The 18779-nt window shown below is 65.0% G+C and carries 17 protein-coding genes; 10 read left to right on the forward strand and 7 right to left on the reverse strand.

Translation table 11 applies throughout. The features are described 5' to 3' along the window. Window positions 1-19: 19 nt before the first annotated feature. The 3 genes from TMS3_RS19120 to TMS3_RS19130 all read left to right on the forward strand — a co-directional run bounded on the left by TMS3_RS19120 (window position 20) and on the right by TMS3_RS19130 (window position 2056). On the forward strand, window positions 20-469 hold the full coding sequence (locus tag TMS3_RS19120; RefSeq protein WP_083491793.1) for a septal ring lytic transglycosylase RlpA family protein: 450 nt from the start codon (window positions 20-22) through the stop codon (window positions 467-469). Window positions 470-567: 98 nt separating this feature from the next. Further along, window positions 568-1656, forward strand: a complete 1089-nt coding sequence (locus TMS3_RS19125; protein WP_025166904.1) for a calcium/sodium antiporter — start codon at window positions 568-570, stop codon at window positions 1654-1656. Window positions 1657-1675: 19 nt separating this feature from the next. Continuing rightward, a complete protein-coding gene (locus tag TMS3_RS19130) occupies window positions 1676-2056 on the forward strand; it encodes a carboxymuconolactone decarboxylase family protein (RefSeq protein WP_025166905.1) in 381 nt (126 codons plus the stop codon). A gap of 41 nt (window positions 2057-2097) precedes the next feature. Here the strand turns inward: TMS3_RS19130 and TMS3_RS19135 are convergent, their stop codons facing one another. The 3 genes from TMS3_RS19135 to TMS3_RS19145 all read right to left on the reverse strand — a co-directional run bounded on the left by TMS3_RS19135 (window position 2098) and on the right by TMS3_RS19145 (window position 5084). Next, window positions 2098-3039, reverse strand: a complete 942-nt coding sequence (locus tag TMS3_RS19135; RefSeq protein ID WP_025166906.1) for an AEC family transporter — start codon at window positions 3037-3039, stop codon at window positions 2098-2100. A 208-nt stretch (window positions 3040-3247) separates the two neighbouring features. Further along, on the reverse strand, window positions 3248-3808 hold the full coding sequence (locus TMS3_RS19140; RefSeq protein WP_025166907.1) for a response regulator transcription factor: 561 nt from the start codon (window positions 3806-3808) through the stop codon (window positions 3248-3250). A gap of 22 nt (window positions 3809-3830) precedes the next feature. Further along, entirely contained in the window at window positions 3831-5084 is a 1254-nt protein-coding gene (locus tag TMS3_RS19145; protein ID WP_025166908.1) for an ATP-binding protein, read from the reverse strand. Window positions 5085-5310: 226 nt separating this feature from the next. Between TMS3_RS19145 and TMS3_RS19150 the strand changes: the two genes are divergently transcribed. The 7 genes from TMS3_RS19150 to TMS3_RS19180 all read left to right on the forward strand — a co-directional run bounded on the left by TMS3_RS19150 (window position 5311) and on the right by TMS3_RS19180 (window position 13747). Then, the gene (locus TMS3_RS19150; protein ID WP_025166909.1) at window positions 5311-6039 is read left to right on the forward strand and encodes an SIMPL domain-containing protein; all 729 of its coding nucleotides are present in this window, start codon (window positions 5311-5313) and stop codon (window positions 6037-6039) included. Between the two features lie 223 nt (window positions 6040-6262). After that, a complete protein-coding gene (locus tag TMS3_RS19155; RefSeq protein ID WP_025166910.1) occupies window positions 6263-7864 on the forward strand; it encodes an ABC transporter substrate-binding protein in 1602 nt (533 codons plus the stop codon). 108 nt (window positions 7865-7972) lie between these two features. After that, on the forward strand, window positions 7973-9580 hold the full coding sequence (locus TMS3_RS19160; RefSeq protein WP_025166911.1) for an ABC transporter substrate-binding protein: 1608 nt from the start codon (window positions 7973-7975) through the stop codon (window positions 9578-9580). Between the two features lie 167 nt (window positions 9581-9747). Next, entirely contained in the window at window positions 9748-10758 is a 1011-nt protein-coding gene (locus TMS3_RS19165) for an ABC transporter permease subunit (protein ID WP_025166912.1), read from the forward strand. A gap of 13 nt (window positions 10759-10771) precedes the next feature. Further along, window positions 10772-11683 (forward strand): ABC transporter permease subunit, encoded by a 912-nt coding sequence (locus tag TMS3_RS19170; protein WP_025166913.1) that lies wholly within the window; start codon window positions 10772-10774, stop codon window positions 11681-11683. A 100-nt stretch (window positions 11684-11783) separates the two neighbouring features. Further along, window positions 11784-12761, forward strand: coding sequence for an ABC transporter ATP-binding protein (locus TMS3_RS19175; RefSeq protein WP_025166914.1), 978 nt, complete (start codon window positions 11784-11786; stop codon window positions 12759-12761). Continuing rightward, window positions 12758-13747 carry a peptide ABC transporter ATP-binding protein gene (locus TMS3_RS19180; protein ID WP_025166915.1) on the forward strand — a complete coding sequence of 330 codons (990 nt, stop codon included), beginning with the start codon at window positions 12758-12760 and terminating at the stop codon, window positions 13745-13747. The genes TMS3_RS19175 and TMS3_RS19180 overlap by 4 nt, the downstream gene beginning before the upstream one ends. Window positions 13748-13881: 134 nt before the next feature. On the opposite strand, the gene TMS3_RS19185 is transcribed toward TMS3_RS19180, so the two are convergent. From TMS3_RS19185 to TMS3_RS19200, 4 genes are all read right to left on the reverse strand, one after another. After that, window positions 13882-14802, reverse strand: coding sequence for a 5-oxoprolinase subunit C family protein (locus TMS3_RS19185; RefSeq protein ID WP_025166916.1), 921 nt, complete (start codon window positions 14800-14802; stop codon window positions 13882-13884). Next, window positions 14799-15476: a 5-oxoprolinase subunit PxpB gene (pxpB, locus tag TMS3_RS19190; protein WP_025166917.1), complete on the reverse strand. Its 678-nt coding sequence runs from the start codon at window positions 15474-15476 to the stop codon at window positions 14799-14801. Before pxpB ends, TMS3_RS19185 begins: the two co-directional genes overlap by 4 nt. Continuing rightward, the gene (locus tag TMS3_RS19195) at window positions 15473-16219 is read right to left on the reverse strand and encodes a 5-oxoprolinase subunit PxpA (RefSeq protein ID WP_025166918.1); all 747 of its coding nucleotides are present in this window, start codon (window positions 16217-16219) and stop codon (window positions 15473-15475) included. The genes pxpB and TMS3_RS19195 overlap by 4 nt, the downstream gene beginning before the upstream one ends. Before the next feature lie 101 nt (window positions 16220-16320). Next, a complete protein-coding gene (locus TMS3_RS19200; RefSeq protein ID WP_025166919.1) occupies window positions 16321-18699 on the reverse strand; it encodes a PepSY domain-containing protein in 2379 nt (792 codons plus the stop codon). Window positions 18700-18779 lie beyond the last annotated feature (80 nt).

Raw genomic sequence — 18779 nt, forward strand, 5'->3', positions numbered from 1 at the left:
TCAGCGGAGAACCCGACCGATGCCCACTCGTAGCCCGGATGCAATCCGCGGCCATTGCCACCCCCGGAATTCATCCGGGCTACAGCTGCGCACACTGATCCAGCGCGGAGCGATCCTACTGGCTCTGTTCGGCATACTTGCCGGCTGCGCCGGTCATCGTTTCAACCAGGGTGGTTACAGTGCCGAGGGCAAGGCGTCCTATTACGGCGCGCGACACCACGGCAAGAAAACCGCCAGTGGCGAACGCTTCGACCAGCACGCACTCACCGCCGCCCACCGCAGCCTGCCCTTCGGCAGCCGGGTGCTGGTGACCAACTTGCGCAATGAACACAGCGTAGTGGTGCGCATCAATGATCGCGGCCCCTACTCCAGAGGGCGGATCATCGACCTGTCGAAAGGTGCCGCCGAGAGACTTGGCATGCTGCGCGCAGGCGTAGTGCCGGTGCGCGTGCAACAACTGGCGGACTGAATCCGCGCCTTACAAACGGTAACCAAGTCGCGCCACGCCCCTCTGGTGCACCGCCGGCGGATCACTACACTAGGCGCACTTTCCAGGAGCCCCCAAGCATGACCCTGCTGACCTTCGTTTACCTGATCGCCGGCTTGGTGCTGCTGGTCGCCGGCGCTGAAGTGCTGGTCCGCGGAGCTGCCAAGCTGGCCGCGCAGTTCGGCATCCCACCATTGATCATCGGACTGACCGTGGTCGCCTTCGGTACCAGCGCACCGGAAACCGCCGTCAGCGTGCAGGCCGCGCTCGGCGGTAACGGAGATATCGCGGTCGGCAACGTGCTCGGCAGCAATATTGCCAACGTCTTGCTGGTACTCGGCCTGTCAGCCCTGGTTGCACCACTGGTGGTGTCGCGGCAGCTGATCCGCCTGGATGTACCGATCATGATCGGTGCCAGCCTGCTGACCTTCGCCCTGGCCTGGGACGGCAGCCTTAGCCGACTCGACGGCAGCTTACTGATCGTCGGCATACTGGCCTACACCGCCTTCCTGATCATCGGCAGTCGCAAGGAAAAAACCGCAGAGGACGATGAATTCACCAAAGAGTACGGCCTGCAGCAAACGCCCAAGCGTTATGCCGGGCTGATCAATCTGGGCCTGATCGTCCTGGGCCTCGTACTGCTCGTGGTCGGCTCCAACTTCCTGGTCGAAGGCGCCGTCAGCCTGGCCCGCGCCCTGGGCCTGTCGGAGCTGGTCATCGGCCTGACGGTCATTGCCGTCGGTACTTCACTTCCCGAACTGGCCACCTCGATCATCGCCGTCGCCAAGGGCGAGCGCGATATCGCCGTGGGCAACATTGTCGGCAGCAACATCTTCAACCTGCTTCTGGTACTCGGCCTCGCTTCGCTGGTATCGACGCCGGGCCTGTCGATCTCGCCGAACGCCCTGGCCTTCGATTTCCCGGTAATGATCGCAGTGGCCGTCGCCTGCCTGCCGATCTTCTTTACCGGTTACCGTATCAACCGCTGGGAGGGCCTGCTGTTCTTCGCCTACTACCTGGCCTACACCTTCTACCTGGCCCTGTTCGCCAGTGGTCGATCATTCGCCCAGACCTTTGGCGAGGCCATGCTCGGTTACGTGCTGCCGCTCACCGCGGTGACCCTGCTGGTGATTGCCGGTCGTTCCTGGCACAGAAAACGCCTGGCTTGAATATCAAAGGAGCACAGCAATGAGCGATCAAACCGTCGACGGCCTGCAGGTGCGTCGCGAAGTCATGGGCGACGCCTTCGTCGACCGTGCCCTGGACAACGCCAGCGACTTCAGCCAACCGCTGCAAGATTTCATCAACCAGCACGCCTGGGGTGGTGTGTGGAACCGTCCGGGCCTGGATCGTAAAACCCGCAGCCTGATCACCCTGGCCGCGCTGACCGCACTGAAATGCCCGCAGGAGCTGAAAGGCCATGTACGCGGTGCGCTGAACAACGGCTGCACGGTGGAGGAAATCCGTGAGGCGCTGCTGCATTGCGCGGTATATGCCGGCGTGCCGGCCGCGGGCGAAGCCTTCCGCGCGGCGCAGGAAGTGATAGACGCCCATCAGGCCCAGGCTTAATCCTGCCTCGAGCCATGGCCTGACGCGTCCGCTGGCGCGGCTTAGATCCAGCCGGCCCACTGCAGCAGCAGCAGGCCGACATTGATGGTCAGCACCGCCGCCAGGGTGGTGATCACCACGATCACCGCCGCCAGCTGATGATTGCCGTTGTAGGCCCGCGCCATGACGAAGCTGGCGGCGGCAGTGGGACTGGCGAAGTAGAGAAACAGAATTGCCAGATCGGCATCCCGAAAGCCGCACAACCAGGCCCCCAGAGTCGCCAGCAGCGGCTGCCAGACCATCTTCATCAGGCTCGAACTGAGGGCGATGCCACTGCTCGCGCGCAGCGTGGCCAGGGTCAGGGTGCCACCAATGCAGATCAGCGCCAGCGGCAGGGTCATCTGCGCGAAATACTGGCCGGAGGTCATCAGCCAGTCCGGCAGCGGCACCTGCCAGTAGGCGAACGGCATGGCCGCGACCACCCCGATGATCAGCGGATTGCGCAGGATACTCCGGCAGATGGCCCACGGATCAGACTTGGCGTCCTGGCTGTAGATGGCGAGGATCATCGCGGCGAGCACGTTGTAGCAGAGGATCACCAGGCCAGCCAGCACACTGCCGACCGACAAGCCGTAATCGCCGTACAGGCTGGTGGCCAGGGCCAGGCCGACGATGCCATTGTTGCCGCGAAACGCCCCCTGCACATAGATGCCGCGGTCCACCTTGGGGCAGCGCCAGATGGCCCAGCCCCAAATCAGCAGAAAGCACGCCAGGGTCGCCAGCACGAAGTAGCCGAGCAGGGCCGGGCGCAGGGCCGTCTGCAGATCCGCCTTGATGATGCCGAGAAACATCAGGGTGGGCATGGTGCCGCGAAACACCAGCGCCGAGGCGGTGTTGATAAACGCGGCGTCGATCCAGCCCACTCGCTTCAATGCCACACCGAGAAACAGCATGGCGAAAACCGGTGCGGTGATGCCGAGGGTTTGCTGGACGACGGCGAGCATGACGGAGGCCAATAATGATCGGGGCGCCGATAGTAGGGGCTGCGCGCGGTGGCGTCGAGGCCAGCGCCTACCCGGTCATGGGCCAGCGCGTAGCCCGGATGCAATCCGGGGCAGGTTCTCAACTGCGCCGCAGAGTTCCCGGATTACATCCGGGCTACGGTCGTTCAGATCGTGCTGGAACCGAGCAACAACCCATGAAGAGGATCAGTCAGCGACGTACCGGGCGCTTCTGCAATTTGCGCTGCAGGGTGCGCCGATGCATGCCCAGCGCGCGGGCGGTGGCGGAGATGTTGCCTTCGTGCTCGGCCAGCACCCGCTGGATGTGCTCCCACTGCAGGCGGTCCACCGACATCGGGTTTTCCGGTACCAGGGTGTCCAGGTCGGCGTGCTGGGAAAGCAAGGCAGTGAGCACGTCATCGGCGTCGGCCGGTTTGCACAGGTAATTGGTCGCACCGCGTTTGATCGCCTCGACTGCGGTGGCGATGCTCGAATAACCGGTGAGGATCACCACGCGCATCTCGGCATCCAGTTCCAGCAGCTTGGGCAACAGCACCAGTCCGGAGTCGCCTTCCATCTTCAGATCCAGTACCGCGTAATCCGGCAGGTCCTGCTCGGCCAGTTTCAGCCCTTCCTCGGCCGAACTGGCGGTGGACACCCGCAGGCCCCGGCTGCTCATGGCGCGTGCCATGACCCGGGTGAACGTCGGGTCGTCGTCGACCAGCAGCAGGTGCGGCTTTTCTTCGCCGTCTAACAGGGATTCTTCGCTCATATTCACTCCTTGATGGCCTGATTCAGGCCCGGCCATAGGCGCGCGGCAACTTGAGCTCGGTGAGCGTGCCGCCCTCTTCGTGGTTATACAGTTTTACCGTACCGCCGGCACGGGTGACACTGGCCTGACTGAGAAACAGGCCGAGACCGAACCCCTTGCCCTTGGTGGTAAAGAACGGCCGGCCGAGCTGCTCGGCAATCGCCAGCGGCACCCCGTCGCCAAAATCGCGGATGCTCAGGCGCAGCCACTGATGATCCCAGTCGAGGCGGATATCCAGCTTGTCCGGGCAGGCGTCGGCGGCATTATTCAGCAGATTGAGCAGCGCCTGGGTGAGGTCCGCCGGCGGCATCAACCGTGGCGGTGCGCCACGCCCCAGGCATTGATAGCGGTAGCTGGCCTCGGGCCGCATCAGGTGCCAACGATTGAGGGTGGTTTCCAGCCACTCGACACTGGACTGTTCCACCACGGCCTGACGACGGTCCGCCTCGGCGGCGCGCACCAACTGCTGCAAGGTCTCTTTGCACAGTTTGACCTGCTCTTGCAGCACGGCCAGGTCTTCTTGCAGCATCGGTTCCTGATGCTCGCGGCGCAGCTCCTTGATCAGCACGCTCATGGTCGCCAGCGGAGTGCCCAATTCATGGGCGGCGCCGGCGGCCTGGGTGGCAACGGCGAGCAACTGCTGATCACGCAGGCCCTCCTCGCGGCGCTCTGCGCGGTGCTGCTCCTGTTGACGCAGTTCCTCGGCCATCTTCGCCACGAAGAAGGTGATCAGCGCCGCCGCCAGGGCGAAGCTCAGCCACATGCCGTAGATCAACAGACTCTCGCGTGGCCCCGGCGGCAGCTGCAGCGGATGCGACCACATCAACAACAGCGTGTAGCCGGCCAGCGCCAGCCCCGACAGGGTGATGGTGTACAGCCAGGGCAAGGTCGCTGCGGCGATAGTCAGCGGCACCAGGTAGTAGGAGACGAACGGGTTGGTCGAGCCGCCTGAGTAATACAGCAACACGCTGTGGATAATCAGGTCGCAGCCCAGTTGCACCGCGTATTCCTGCTCGGTGACAGGCCAGGGCCCGCGCAGGCGCAGGGCCGTGAGCAGACACAGCACCAGCGAGACGCCGAGCGTGACGCTCAGTTCCAGCCAGGGCAGTGGCAACAGACCGGAGTTATAGGCCAGGCCCACCGAGCCTGCCTGGGCCGCCAGGACCAGGATGCGGATCAGGGTCAGACGCCAAAGATTTTGCCGACTGGCCGACAACAACTGCACGGGTGCGAGCATAGACTCTCCAAAAGGCTCGTGTGCCGAGCTTGGCGAGTATAACCAAGGCTCCCGCCCCTCAACTGCGGCAACTGGCCGCAGTTGAGGGGCGCGGCGCACGCCAGCCGAGACGGCACAGCCAGCGAGCCCATCAAGGAACCGCTGTTAACCCGAATAGTCGGATATCTACGTCTACCCTCAGGAACACGTCGCACATCCCGTGCGCAGTTGCTCACAAGGAACCGTTATGCAGCCATTGTCTCGTCTCACCAGTGCCCTCATCTTCAGCGCCGTTGGTCTGCTCAGCCTAGCGGCGCAGGCCGATGAAGCGCGCTACAACCAGATCGCCTTGCGCGCTGAAGTCAGCCAGGAAATCAGCCACGACCTGATGCACGTCACCCTCTACAGCGAGGCGCAGCACAGCGACCCGGCCAAACTGGCCGCCGAGATTACCCGCACGCTGAACAGCGCGGTCAACCAGGCGCGCGCCGTCAAAGAGGTCAAGGTCGCCCTCGGCAGCCGGCACAGCTACCCGATTTATTCTGAAAACAAGGGGGACGACAAGGGACAGGACATCAGCGCCTGGCGCGAGCGCGCCGAACTGCGCCTGGAAAGCGCCGACTTCGCCGCGCTGTCAAAACTCACCGGCGAGATGCTCAAGCAGCTGAAAATGGGTGGCATGGACTTCAGCATTGCCACAGCCACTCGCAAAAACCATGAGGATGCGCTGCTCAAAGAGGCCGTGGCGGCCTTTCAGGCCCGCGCCAAGCTGGCGACCGAAGCGCTCGGCGGCAGCGGCTACAAGCTGGTCAGCCTGAGCCTCAACAGTAACGGCTTCCAACCGCCGATGCCGATGCGCATGGCACGCGGCAAAGGCATGGCGATGATGGAGGCCGCAGTGGCGCCGGAGATCGAGGCCGGCACCAGTCAGGTGACCGTTAATGCCGACGGCATCATCGAAGTGCAGATGCCCTGAACCGCCCCTTGCAAGCCTCCAGCGCTGCTAACCGAAGATAGCGGCGCTTTGCCAGCCTTATCGGCGAAAAATTGCATAGATGCGACAGTCACGTACAACTTCATCACGGTTACCCGGCTCAAGTTCACTCAGCACTTGCCTCCGGCATATGCCGTGCATAGTTTCTGCCAAGGTCTTCACAAGAGGCCCCTCAGGATCACAACCACAATAATATGAGGTCGTCATGCGTAAAAACGCCGTCATCCAGGCTTTTCTCGTTGCTGGGCTGATCGCCAGCACTCCGCTCGCCCAAGCCGCCAGTAACCTGGTGTACTGCTCCGAAGGCAGCCCCGCCGGGTTCGACCCGGGCTTGTACACCACCGGCACCGACTTCGATGCCTCAGCGGAAACCGTATTCAACCGCCTGACCCAGTTCGAGCGCGGTGGCACCGCCGTCACCCCCGGCCTGGCGGAGAAATGGGACATCGCCGACGATGGCCTGAGCTATACCTTCCATCTGCGCCCAGGGGTGAAATTCCATACCACCAGCTACTTCAAGCCGAGTCGCGAGTTCAACGCCGACGACGTGCTGTTCACCTTCCAGCGCATGCTCGACAAGAACCATCCATTCCGTAAGGCCTACCCTACCGAGTTCCCATACTTCACCGACATGGGCATGGACGCCAACATCGCCAAGCTGGAAAAGCTCGACGACAAGACCGTCAAGTTCACCCTCAACACAGTGGACGCCGCCTTCATCCAGAACCTGGCCATGAGCTTCGCCTCGATCCAGTCGGCCGAATATGCCGAGCAGTTGCTCAAGGCGGGTCAAGCCGCCGACATCAACCAGAAACCGGTCGGCACCGGGCCCTTCGTGTTCAAGCGTTACCAGAAGGACTCGCAGATTCGTTTCACTGGCAACAAGGACTACTGGAACCCGGATGACGTGAAGATCGACAACCTGATCTTCGCCATCAACACCGACGCCTCGGTACGCATGCAGAAGCTCAAGGCGGGCGAATGTCAGGTCACCGTCTACCCGCGCCCCGCCGATCTGGACTCGCTGAAGCAAGAAGCCGACCTGCAGATGCCGGAACAGGCCGGTTTCAACGTCGGTTACCTGGCGTACAACACCGAGCACAAGCCATTCGACAAGCTTGAGGTGCGCCAGGCGTTGGATATGGCGGTGAACAAGCAGGCCATCATCAAGGCCGTCTATCAGGGCGCCGGACAGCTGGCCGTCAACGGCATGCCGCCGACCCAGTGGTCCTACGATGAGACCATCAAGGACGCCGGCTACAACCCGGAAAAAGCCAAGCAGCTGTTGCAAGAGGCCGGTGTCGCCGAAGGCACCGAAGTCAGCTTGTGGGCCATGCCGGTGCAACGTCCTTACAACCCCAATGCCAAGCTGATGGCCGAGATGCTTCAGGCCGACTGGGCCAAGGTCGGCATCAAGGCGAAGATCGTCAGCTACGAATGGGGCGAGTACAACAAGCGCGCCAAGGCCGGCGAGCACGACGCCCTGCTGATCGGCTGGACCGGCGACAACGGTGACCCGGACAACTGGCTGGGCGTGTTGTATGGCTGCGATGCCATCGGTGGCAACAACTATGCTCGCTGGTGTGACCCTGAGTTCGACAAGCGCATCAAGCAGGCCAAGGCGATTAACGACAAGGAGCAACGCAGCGTCCTCTACAAAGAGGCTCAGCAGATCCTCAAGCGCGAAGTGCCGATCACCCCGATTGCTCACTCCACGGTGTATCAGCCGATGAGCAAGAAGGTCCAGGACTTCAAAATCAGCCCATTCGGCCTGGTTTCGTTCTACGGCGTCAGCGTCGGTAAGTAACCCACCCAAAGTGAACACCCGAGCCGGTTACCCACCGGCTCGGGCTCCGTGCCAGAGCGGCCTATCCGGCGGCTACTGATCCGCACTGCCGTCCTTCGGGGAAGCACCATGGCGAACTGTCCACGCTTGTTGATCCACCTGCTGCTCTGTGGCGCCCTCGCCGCTGCCAGCCAGACTTTTGCCGCCAGTGACGATCTGGTGGTCTGTACCGAAGCCAGTCCAGAAGGCTTCGATATTGTCCAATACACCGCCGCAACCACCGCCGACGCCTCGGCAGAAACCCTGTTCGAGCGCCTGCTGGCCTTCGCCCCCGGCACTACCCAGCTGATTCCCGGCCTGGCCGAGCGCTGGGAGGCGTCCGTCGATGGCCTGAACTACACCTTTCACCTGCGCCACGGGGTGAAGTTCCACAGCACCACCTGGTTCACCCCGAGCCGCGACTTCAACGCCGACGACGTGCTCTGGAGTTTCCAGCGCCAGCTCGATCCGCAGCACCCCTGGCACGCGCAATCGCTGCGCGGCTTTCCCTACGCCGAAGCCATGGGCATGGCGGCGCTGATCGAGCGCATCGAGCGACTCGACGACTACCGTGTGCGCTTTGTCCTCAAACACCCGGAGGCGCCCTTCCTGGCCGACCTGGCCATGGGCTTCGCCTCGATCTACTCCGCCGAGTACGCCGACCAACTGCTCAAGGCTGGCACGCCGGAGCGGCTCAACAGCCAACCGATCGGCACGGGGCCATTCGTCTTCGAGCGCTACGCCAAGGATGCCCAGGTCCGCTATCGCGGCAATCCGCAGTACTGGCAGGGCGCGCCGGCGCTGCAGCGACTGATTTTCGCCATCACCGCCGATCCCAATGTGCGCCAGCAGAAACTCAAGGCCGACGACTGCCAGATCGCCCTGTACCCGCGCCCGGTGGATATCCCCGCGCTGAAAGCCGATACCGCGCTGCAGGTGCTGGAGCTGGACTCGTTGCTGACCGCCTATATCGGCATCAACACCCGCCACCCGCCGCTGGACGATGTGCGAGTGCGCCAGGCGCTCAACCTGGCCTTCGACCGCGCGGCTTACCTGCGCGCGCAATACGGCGAAGGCGGTGCCAGCCTGGCGGTGGCGCCTTACCCCGCCACCCTGCTCGGTTACAACGAGCAGCTCAGCCCCTGGCCGTATGATCCGCCCCGCGCGCGCCGGTTGCTCCGCGAGGCAGGACACCAGGATGGCTTCAAGCTGTCGATCTGGACCCGTCCCGGCGGCGGCCCGACCAACCCCAATCCGGGCATCGGCGCGCAGATGCTGCAGGCCGATCTAGCAGCCATCGGCATCCAGGCCGACATTCGCGTGTTCGAGTGGGGCGAGCTGATCAAGCGGGCGAAGAATGGCGAACACGACCTGGTGTTCATGGGCTGGGCCGGCGACAACGGCGACCCGGACAACTTCCTCACGCCCAACCTGTCCTGCGCCGCGGCCGAATCCGGGGAAAACCAGGCCGGCTGGTGCGATGCGCAGTTCGACGCGCTGATCAGCCAGGCTCGTCAGGTGCAGGCGCCGGCACAGCGCGCCGAGTTGTACCGCCAGGCCCTGGCCATCTTCCATGAGCAGGCGCCCTGGATAGCCTTGGCCCACCCCAAGCAGTTCAGCGCCCTGCGCCGCGAGGTCAAAGGCTTCGTCCTCAGCCCCATGGGCTCGAACAACTTTGCCCGGGTGACACGACAATGAGCACAACTCCCGTAGCCCGGATGCAATCCGGGGAAACCATTTCGCAACGACCTAGAGCAGTCCCCGAATTTCATCCGGGCTACGCAAGACTGCATAACCCCCTACAACAACAGCGCCTGGCCATGCAGCCCGGCGCGCCGATCCAACCGTTGGAGTACTGACATCACATGCTGTCCTTCATAGCCAGACGCCTGGGGCTGCTGATCCCCACTTTCTTCGGGGTCACCCTGTTGACCTTCGCCTTGATCCGCCTGATTCCGGGCGATCCGGTGGAGGTGATGATGGGTGAACGCCGGGTCGACCCGCAGATGCACGCCGAGGCCATGGAGCGCCTGGGCCTGAACAAGCCGCTGTACGCCCAGTACCTCGACTACATCGGTGACCTGGCCCAGGGCGACCTGGGTGAATCGCTGCGCACCCGCACCAGCGTGTGGAGCGAGTTCCTCACCCTGTTCCCCGCCACCCTGGAGCTGTCGCTTGCCGCGCTGCTGTTCGCCGGCACCCTGGGGCTGACCGCCGGAGTGATCGCCGCACTGAAACGCGGGTCGCTGTTCGACCACGGGGTGATGGGCATCGCCTTGACCGGCTACTCCATGCCGATCTTCTGGTGGGGCCTGCTGCTGATCATGTTCTTCTCGGTAAACCTGGGCTGGACCCCGGTGTCCGGGCGCATCGACCTGCTCTACGACATCCCGCCGGTGACCGGTTTCATGCTGATCGACAGCCTGCTCTCGGACGAGGAAGGCGCCTTCGTCGATGCCCTGCAGCACCTGATTCTGCCGGCCGTGGTGCTCGGCACCATTCCCCTGGCGGTGATCGCGCGCATGACCCGCTCGGCGATGCTCGAAGTACTGCGTGAAGACTACGTGCGCACGGCGCGGGCCAAGGGCCTGTCGCCGGCTCGCGTGGTGTTCGTGCACGGCCTGCGCAACGCGCTGATCCCGGTGCTCACGGTGTTCGGCCTGCAAGTCGGCGCCCTGCTGGCCGGCGCGGTGCTGACCGAGACCATCTTCTCCTGGCCGGGCATCGGCAAGTGGCTGATCGAGTCGATCGGCGCCCGCGACTACCCGGTGGTGCAGAACGGCATCCTGCTGATCGCCTGCCTGGTGATCCTGGTCAACTTCGTGGTGGACATCCTCTACGGCCTGGCCAATCCACGCATTCGCCATCAGCGCTAAGGAGAGCCGGACCATGAATGCTTCCACCGAAGTTCCAGTCATCGACCAAAGCCTGCTCTACCCCTCGCCGCTCAAGGAATTCTGGCAGGCCTTCGCCCACAACAAGGGCGCCGTGGCCGGTCTGCTGTTCATGCTGCTGGTGGTGTTCTGCGCGCTGTTCGCCCCCTGGGTCGCGCCGTACAACCCCAGCGAGCAGTTCCGCGACTTCCTCCTCACCCCACCGGCGTGGCTGGAAGGCGGCCAGGCGCAGTTCCTCCTCGGCACCGACGAACTGGGCCGCGACCTGCTCTCGCGGCTGATCCATGGCGCGCGGTTGTCACTGATGATCGGTCTGGCCTCGGTGCTGATGTCGCTGATCCCCGGCATCCTTCTGGGCCTCACCGCCGGCTTCTTCCCGCGCCTGCTCGGGCCCTCGATCATGCGCCTGATGGACGTGATGCTGGCCCTGCCCTCGCTGCTGCTGGCGGTGGCCATCGTCGCCATCCTCGGCCCAGGCCTGATCAACACGGTGATCGCCATCGCCATCGTCTCGCTGCCGGCCTACGTGCGCCTGACCCGCGCGGCGGTGATGGGCGAACTGCACCGCGACTACGTGACCGCCTCGCGCCTGGCCGGCGCCGGCCTGCTGCGCCTGATGTTCGTCACCGTGCTGCCCAACTGCATGGCGCCGCTGATCGTCCAGGCCACCCTGAGTTTCTCCTCGGCGATTCTCGACGCCGCCGCGCTGGGTTTCCTCGGCCTCGGCGTGCAACCGCCGACGCCCGAGTGGGGCACCATGCTGGCCTCGGCGCGCGACTACATCGAGCGCGCCTGGTGGGTGGTCTCCTTGCCCGGCCTGACCATTCTGCTCAGCGTGCTGGCGATCAACCTGATGGGCGACGGCCTGCGCGACGCGCTGGACCCGAAACTCAAGAATGCCGTCTGAGGAGCCCCGGATGAACGATCGAGTAGCCCGGATGCAATCCGGGACCGCCCCCCATGAATCGCCCCGGATTGCATCCGGGCTACACGCTGGAGCGCACCCTGTGAACCTCCTCGACATCAAGAACCTGTCCGTGCGCTTCGGCGACGCCAGTGCCGTACCGGTGGTCGACGGTCTCGACCTGCACGTCGACAAGGGTGAAGTGCTGGCCATAGTCGGCGAGTCCGGCTCCGGCAAATCGGTGACCATGATGGCGCTGATGGGCCTGATCGAAGCCCCCGGCAGGGTCAGCGCCGACAGCCTGCAGTTCGACGGCACCGACATGCTGCGCCTGAAGGGCAAGCAGCGCCGGCACATCGTCGGCAAGGACCTGGCGATGGTCTTCCAGGACCCGATGACCTCGCTCAACCCGAGCTTCACCGTCGGTTTCCAGATCGAGGAAGTGCTGCGCGAGCACCTCGGTCTGAAGGGCAAGGCCGCGCGCCAACGGGCCCTGGAGCTGCTGGAGAAGGTCGAAATACCCGCCGCCGCCAGCCGCCTGGATGCCTATCCGCATCAGCTCTCCGGCGGCATGAGCCAGCGCGTGGCGATTGCCATGGCGATCGCCGGCGAACCCAAGTTGTTGATCGCCGACGAACCGACCACGGCGCTGGACGTGACCATTCAGGCGCAGATCATGGACCTGCTGCTCAACCTGCAACGCGAGCAGAACATGGGCCTGGTGCTGATCACCCACGACCTCGCCGTGGTCGCCGAGACCGCCCAGCGCGTGTGTGTGATGTACGCCGGCCAGGCGGTGGAGGTGGGCAGCGTGCCCGAGCTGTTCGACGCCCCGGCCCACCCCTATACCGAGGCGCTGCTCAAAGCGATTCCCGAACACTCGCTGGGGGCCAAACGCCTGGCCACCCTGCCCGGCATCGTCCCCGGCCGCTATGACCGGCCGCAGGGCTGCCTGTTGTCGCCGCGCTGCCCCTATGCCCAGCCACGCTGCAGCGAGCAGCGGCCGACGCTGGACCCCCACCCGCGCGGCGCGGTGCGCTGTTTCTTTCCCCTCAACCTGAACGCGGAGGTGGCCCGATGAGCACCGCAGCAACTACTAATGCCGTGCTCAGCGCCCGCGACCTGACCCGTCACTACGCCGTGTCACGCGGCCTGTTCAAGCCGCATGCCAATGTGCAGGCGCTCAACGGCGTGTCCTTCGAGCTGCAAGCCGGCAAGACCCTGGCCGTGGTCGGCGAATCCGGCTGTGGCAAGTCGACCCTGGCGCGCGCCCTGACCCTGATCGAGGAGCCCAGCTCCGGCAGCCTGCAGATCGCCGGGCAGGAAGTCACAGGCGCCAGCAAGAGCCAGCGCAAGCAACTACGCCGTGACGTGCAGATGGTGTTCCAGAGCCCCTTCGCCTCGCTCAACCCACGGCAGAAGATCGGCGATCAGCTGGGCGAACCGCTGCTGATCAACACCCCACTGTCGCGTGTCGAGCGCCGCGAACGGGTGCAGGCGATGATGCAACAGGTTGGCCTGCGCCCCGAGCACTACCAGCGCTACCCGCACATGTTCTCCGGCGGCCAGCGTCAGCGCATCGCCCTGGCCCGGGCGATGATGCTCAACCCCAAGGTGCTGGTGGCGGACGAACCGACCTCGGCCCTGGACGTGTCGATCCAGGCCCAGGTGCTCAACCTGTTCATGGACCTGCAGGAGCAGTTCAACACCGGCTACGTGTTCATCTCGCACAACCTCTCGGTGGTGCGCCACGTCGCCGACGACGTGCTGGTGATGTACCTCGGCCGCCCGGTGGAAATGGGTCCCAGCGAACGCATCTATGCGCGCCCGCTGCACCCCTATACCCAGGCGCTGCTCTCGGCCACCCCGACGATCCACCCGGACCCGGCGAAGCCGAAAATCAAGATCAGTGGCGAGCTGCCCAACCCCCTCGACCCACCGTCCGGCTGCGCCTTCCACCAGCGCTGCCCCTATGCCAACGAGCGTTGCCACGGCGAGGTGCCGCAACTGCGCTTGCTCGATGCGCGGCAGGTGGCCTGTCACCATGCGGAGCGGATCAACAGCTGAGCCTCAGGGAGTGCGCGCTGGAACAGCTTCGCGGCCAAGGCCGCTGCCACAACACTCGGCATATCGAGGGGCTCCCGTGGGAGCGGCCTTGGCCGCGATTGGCCGGCGACGATCAGGTCCTCAAGGATGACCAGCTAACGCCCGAAGAACCGATAGAACCGCCGCAGTTCGTCCTGGGCGTCGCTGAGGCTGACGGCGATAAAGCGCAGGTGCTGGTGCGCCGGGCACTGCGCCAGACGACTCAGGTCGAGCGGATGCAGCCAGCCGAGCAGCGGATAGCCGCCCATGGTCTGACGGTCCGCCATGAGGATGATCGGCTGGCCATCCGCCGGCACCTGGATGGCGCCGCTGGCAACCCCCTGCGACCACTGCCGCTCAGGCGCCACCAGCGCTTCACCCTGCAGCCGCGCACCCATGCGGTCGGACTGTGGGCTGAGTTGCCAGCTCCGGGCGAAGAAGGCCTGCAACTGGTCTTCGTCGAACTCCGCCGCATCGCCCCCGGTAATCACCCGCAACACCGGCGTTGCCCGGTAATCCGGTTGATAGGTCCAGGGCACGCTGGCCGCCAAGGCGAAGCGGGCCGGCGCACAGGACAACAGATCGCCCGCGACCAGCTTGCCGCCCAGGCCGTGCAAGCCGCCGAGTTCCTCGCGCGCTTGCGTGCTGACACTGCCCAGCACCGCGCTCGCGCGAAAACCTCCGGCCACCGCCAGATAGGCGCGCTGACCACTGCGCACGAAGCCCAGCTTGAGGTGTTGACCGGCGCGCACCGCGAAGCGCGACCAGGCCGGACGCGTCTGGCCATCGATGCCAATCGGCGTGTCGGCGCCGCACACCGCGACCCAGGTATCCACTTCGGCGAGCAGTTCGAGATCACCCAGGGCGACTTCCAGCAACGGCGTGCCCCAGGGGTTGCCGAGCAAACGGTTGGCCCAGGCCGCCGCGTGCAGATCCAGCGGCCCGGCCGGGGAGACGCCGAGGTGCTGCCAGCCATAGCGTCCACCATCCTGCAGCAGGCTCAACGGTCCCGGCTTGAGCACCCGCAGGCCCTTCACTGGCGGCTCCGTTCGTCGCGAAAACGCTGCTCGTCGACGGCCACGAAACGCACCCGGTCGCCCAGCGCTAGCGGACAGGGCGGCTCGCGCCTCGCCTCGAACAGGCGCCAGGGACACAGGCCGAGCAGGTGCCAGCCACCGGGCGAGACCTGCGGGTAGATCGCTGTCTGCCGCTCGGCGATCGCCAGGCTACCGGCCGGCACCGTCGTGCGGGGCGTGGCGCGGCGTGGCAAGACCAGGCGCTCGGGCAATTCGCCGAGGTAGGCAAAGCCCGGCGCGAAACCAATCGCACCGACCCGGTATTCGCTGGCGCTGTGCAGCTCGATCACCTGCTCGACGCTCAGGCTGCACAGGCGGGCGACCTCCTGCAGGTCCTCGCCGGCGTACCAGATCGGAATCTCATGCAGCGTTGCGGGTGACTCCAGGGGCGGGTCGCCCAACCACTGTTCCAGTAACGGTGTCAGCCCCTGGGCCAGCGTCAGGTGGTCGGTACGGCTGAGGTCATAGTGCAGCAGCAGGCTGGTCCAACCGGGCACCAGATCGATCAGCTGCTCGCCGAAGCGCAGACGGATTTGCTCGGCCAATGCAGCGATGCGCAACGGTAGCTGCGCGTCGGGTTGTTCGGCCAACACCAGCATCAGCGCCTCGGCGCCAGCCGGTTCGAGGCGGATCACAGGGCATCCAGTTGCGCACGCAGGCGGCGCAGCACGGCCAGCGACTCGGGGTTGTCGCCATGCACGCAGAGGCTGTCGGCGATGAGCTGCAGGGGCTTGCCGTCGATATCGGCGAACGGCTCACCGTGAGCGATCGCCATGGCCTGGTCGAGAATCCGTTGCGGCTCGTGGTGTATTGCACCAGCCAGGCGCCGGGGCGCCAGCTGACCATCGGCCAAATACGCACGGTCGGCGAACGCCTCGAAGATCAAGGGCACGTCGGCAGTATCGGCCAGCTCCAGCTCGCGGCGGTTGTCGGCCAGCGCCAGTACCATCAGCGGCAGGCCCTTGCGATAGGTGACGCAGGCCTCCAGCACGGCGGCGAACAGGGCATCGTCGCGCACCAGGTCGTTGTACAGCGCGCCATGCGGTTTGACGTAAGCCAGCTGGGTGCCGGCGGCGCGGCAGAAGGCCTCCAGCGCGCCGAGCTGATACAGCACCAGCGCGGTGACCTCCTCCGGCGAGCAGCTTAGATGCCGGCGGCCGAAACCAGCCAGGTCGGGATAGGACGGATGGGCACCGATGCGCACACCGTACCGCATCGCCAAGGCCACGGTGCGCTGCATGGTCAGGGGGTCGGCGGCGTGGAAGCCACAGGCCAGGTTGGCCTGGTCAATCAGCGGCATGGCGAGCGCATCGTCGCCCATCTGCCAGACGCCGAAGCTCTCGCCCATGTCGCAGTTCAGTAGGATTCGTCTGTTCATGCAGCAAGCTTAGAGCGGCGGCAGGAGCGGCACCAGTAGCCCGGATGCAATCCGTGTTCATGCGCTCTCTGGCCGGCCGCGAATTACATCTGGGCTAGGCGTCAATAGACGTCGCGGCGATAACGTCCCTGTTCGATCAAATCAGTCACCGTCGTCTCGCCCAGCTGTTCATGCAGCACGTCATCCACCCCGGCGGCCATGCCGGCGAGGCTGCCGCACACGTAGATCGCAGCACCTTGATCCAGCCAGTCGCGTAGCTGCTCGGCGGACTCGCGCAAGCGATCCTGCACATAGACCTTGTGCGTCTGGTCGCGGGAAAACGCCAGGTCCAGGCGTTCCAGCTCAGCACTGGCCAGCCAGCCATGCAGTTCGTCGCGGCAATAGAAGTCGTGGGCCTGATTGCGCTCGCCGAACAGCAGCCAGTTACGCCTGTGCCCGGCCGCGATGCGCGCCTTGAGCAGGCTGCGCAAGCCTGCCAGACCGGTGCCATTGCCCAGCAGAATCAGCGGCCGGGCATCTTCCGGCGGATGGAAGCTGCTGTTGCGCCGCAACCGCGCCCTGAGTGCCTGCGCGAGTTCGAGCTCATGGCACAACCAGCCAGAGCCCAGCCCCAGGGAACCGTCGGGGTGGGTTTCCTGGCGCACGATCAACTCCAGTGCGCCATCGCTCGGCAACGACGCAATCGAGTACTCGCGCACGGCCACTTCGCCGTCGTTGCGCGGCAGCACTTCGAGCAGATCCCCCGCCTGCCAGGTCGCGCCCTCGGGCGGTTGCAAGCGCAACATAAAGGTCGGCGCGCCGGCACTGCCGGGGTTCAGGCATTCTCGGGCGAGCAAGCGCCACTCGGCGAAGGGCCGCTCCAGCGTCGGCAGCGCAGCGGCCCCGGTCAGCGCGGTGAGTTGCCGCCGCCAACTGGCAAGCGCCTCGACATCGCCACCGTCCACCTCCACCGGAGCGAACAGACTGCTGGCGCCCTGGCGGGTCAACCAGCCATGCAGACGCCGGGCAAAGCCACAGAACTGCTGGTACTGGCGGTCGCCCAAGGCCAGCACCGCATAGCTCAGCTCGCCCAGCGCCAGCTCACCCTCAAGCAGCCTGCGTTCAAAGCCACGCGCGCTGTCCGGTGCCTGACCGTCGCCGAAGGTGCTGACCACGAACAACGCGTTCTGCGCCTGACTCAGGCTGCGCTCATCCAGCGAGGCCAGGGATTGCACCGTCACCGGCAGCCCAGCCGCTTGCAATTGCCCGGCGGTCTGCCAGGCCAGTTGCTCGGCGAAACCACTCTGGCTGGCAAAACCGATCAGCCAATTCTTTTGCCCGGTTGCGCCTTCGACCAAGCCCCGGCGTGCGCGCAAGATCGCGCGTTTTTTGCGCCGTCGATCGAGATAGAGCAACCAGCCGGTGATCGCGAACAGCGGCATGGCGGCGCTGGCCAGCAGCATCAGGATGCGCCCGGGTAAGCCGAAATACTCGCCGGTGTGCAGGGCATAGACGCTGGCCAGCAACTGCGCGGAGAAGGACTTGTCGACATAGCGCTCATGCCGACTGACCTGACCGCTGAGCGGGTCGAGCCTGAGCTGGTTGAGTGCACGCGGATGCTCGGCGTCCGCCAGCAGGTAGAACACCGTAGCCGGCTTACCGGCCACGGGTGCCAGGCGCAGGTTCCAGGCCACCAACTGCGGGCCGGCGGCGTCCTGCAAGCTGCGCCAAACCGCGTCATAGTCGACCGCCGGCGGCGCGACTGGTGCCTCTCCTCGCCCGCTTCGTGACGCTCGTGAGCCGTCCCGTTTGCCTTGCTGTTGCGCGGGTGCATCGCCGAGCAGACGAGTCATGCCCTCACGGTACCAGTCGTAGGACCAGTACAGGCCGGTCAAGGATGCACAGAGATAAAACACCAGGCACCAGGTGCCGGCGACCGCGTGCAAGTCCCACTTGAAGGCACGCCCGCGCTTAGCCCAGTCGAGGGTCAGCCAGGCACGCCAGTTCAGCGCCTTGCGCGGCCAACGCAGATACAGACCAGACAGACAGAAGAACACCAGCGCCAGGGTGCTGGCAGCGGTGATCTGCTGGCCCGTCTCGCCCATGGCCAGGAACCGATGCAACTGCAGCATCAAGCCGAAGAACTGCTGGCCGCTGGGCTCGGCGAGCAGCTCGCCGCTGTAGGGGTCGAAGTAGCGCATTGGCCCACGCCGCTCGCCCGCCGGCGGGGTGAAGAACACTCGTGCGGCGCTGTTATCACGGCTATCCAGCCACAACCCGGAGACAGTCTTGCCTTCTGCTGCCTGAATCTTGCTCACCAGCTCGGCCGGCGTCAGCATCCCGGAGTCGCGCGACTCGACGCGCAGCACCTGTGGATTGAGCGCCGCCATGATCTCGCCTTCGAAACTATAGAGCGCACCGGTTACGCCCATCAGGGCTAACACCAGGCCGGCACTGATGCCAAAGAACCAATGCAACTGGAACAGAACTTTCTTCAACACGACCCGCCACCTCAACCCATGAAGCTCACGCCCACCGCCTCGTATGGGCGGTAGATTTCAGCGCGCAAGTTTATTTGAGA

Source organism: Pseudomonas taeanensis MS-3 (assembly GCF_000498575.2).
GTDB classification, from domain to species: Bacteria; Pseudomonadota; Gammaproteobacteria; order Pseudomonadales; family Pseudomonadaceae; genus Aquipseudomonas; species Aquipseudomonas taeanensis.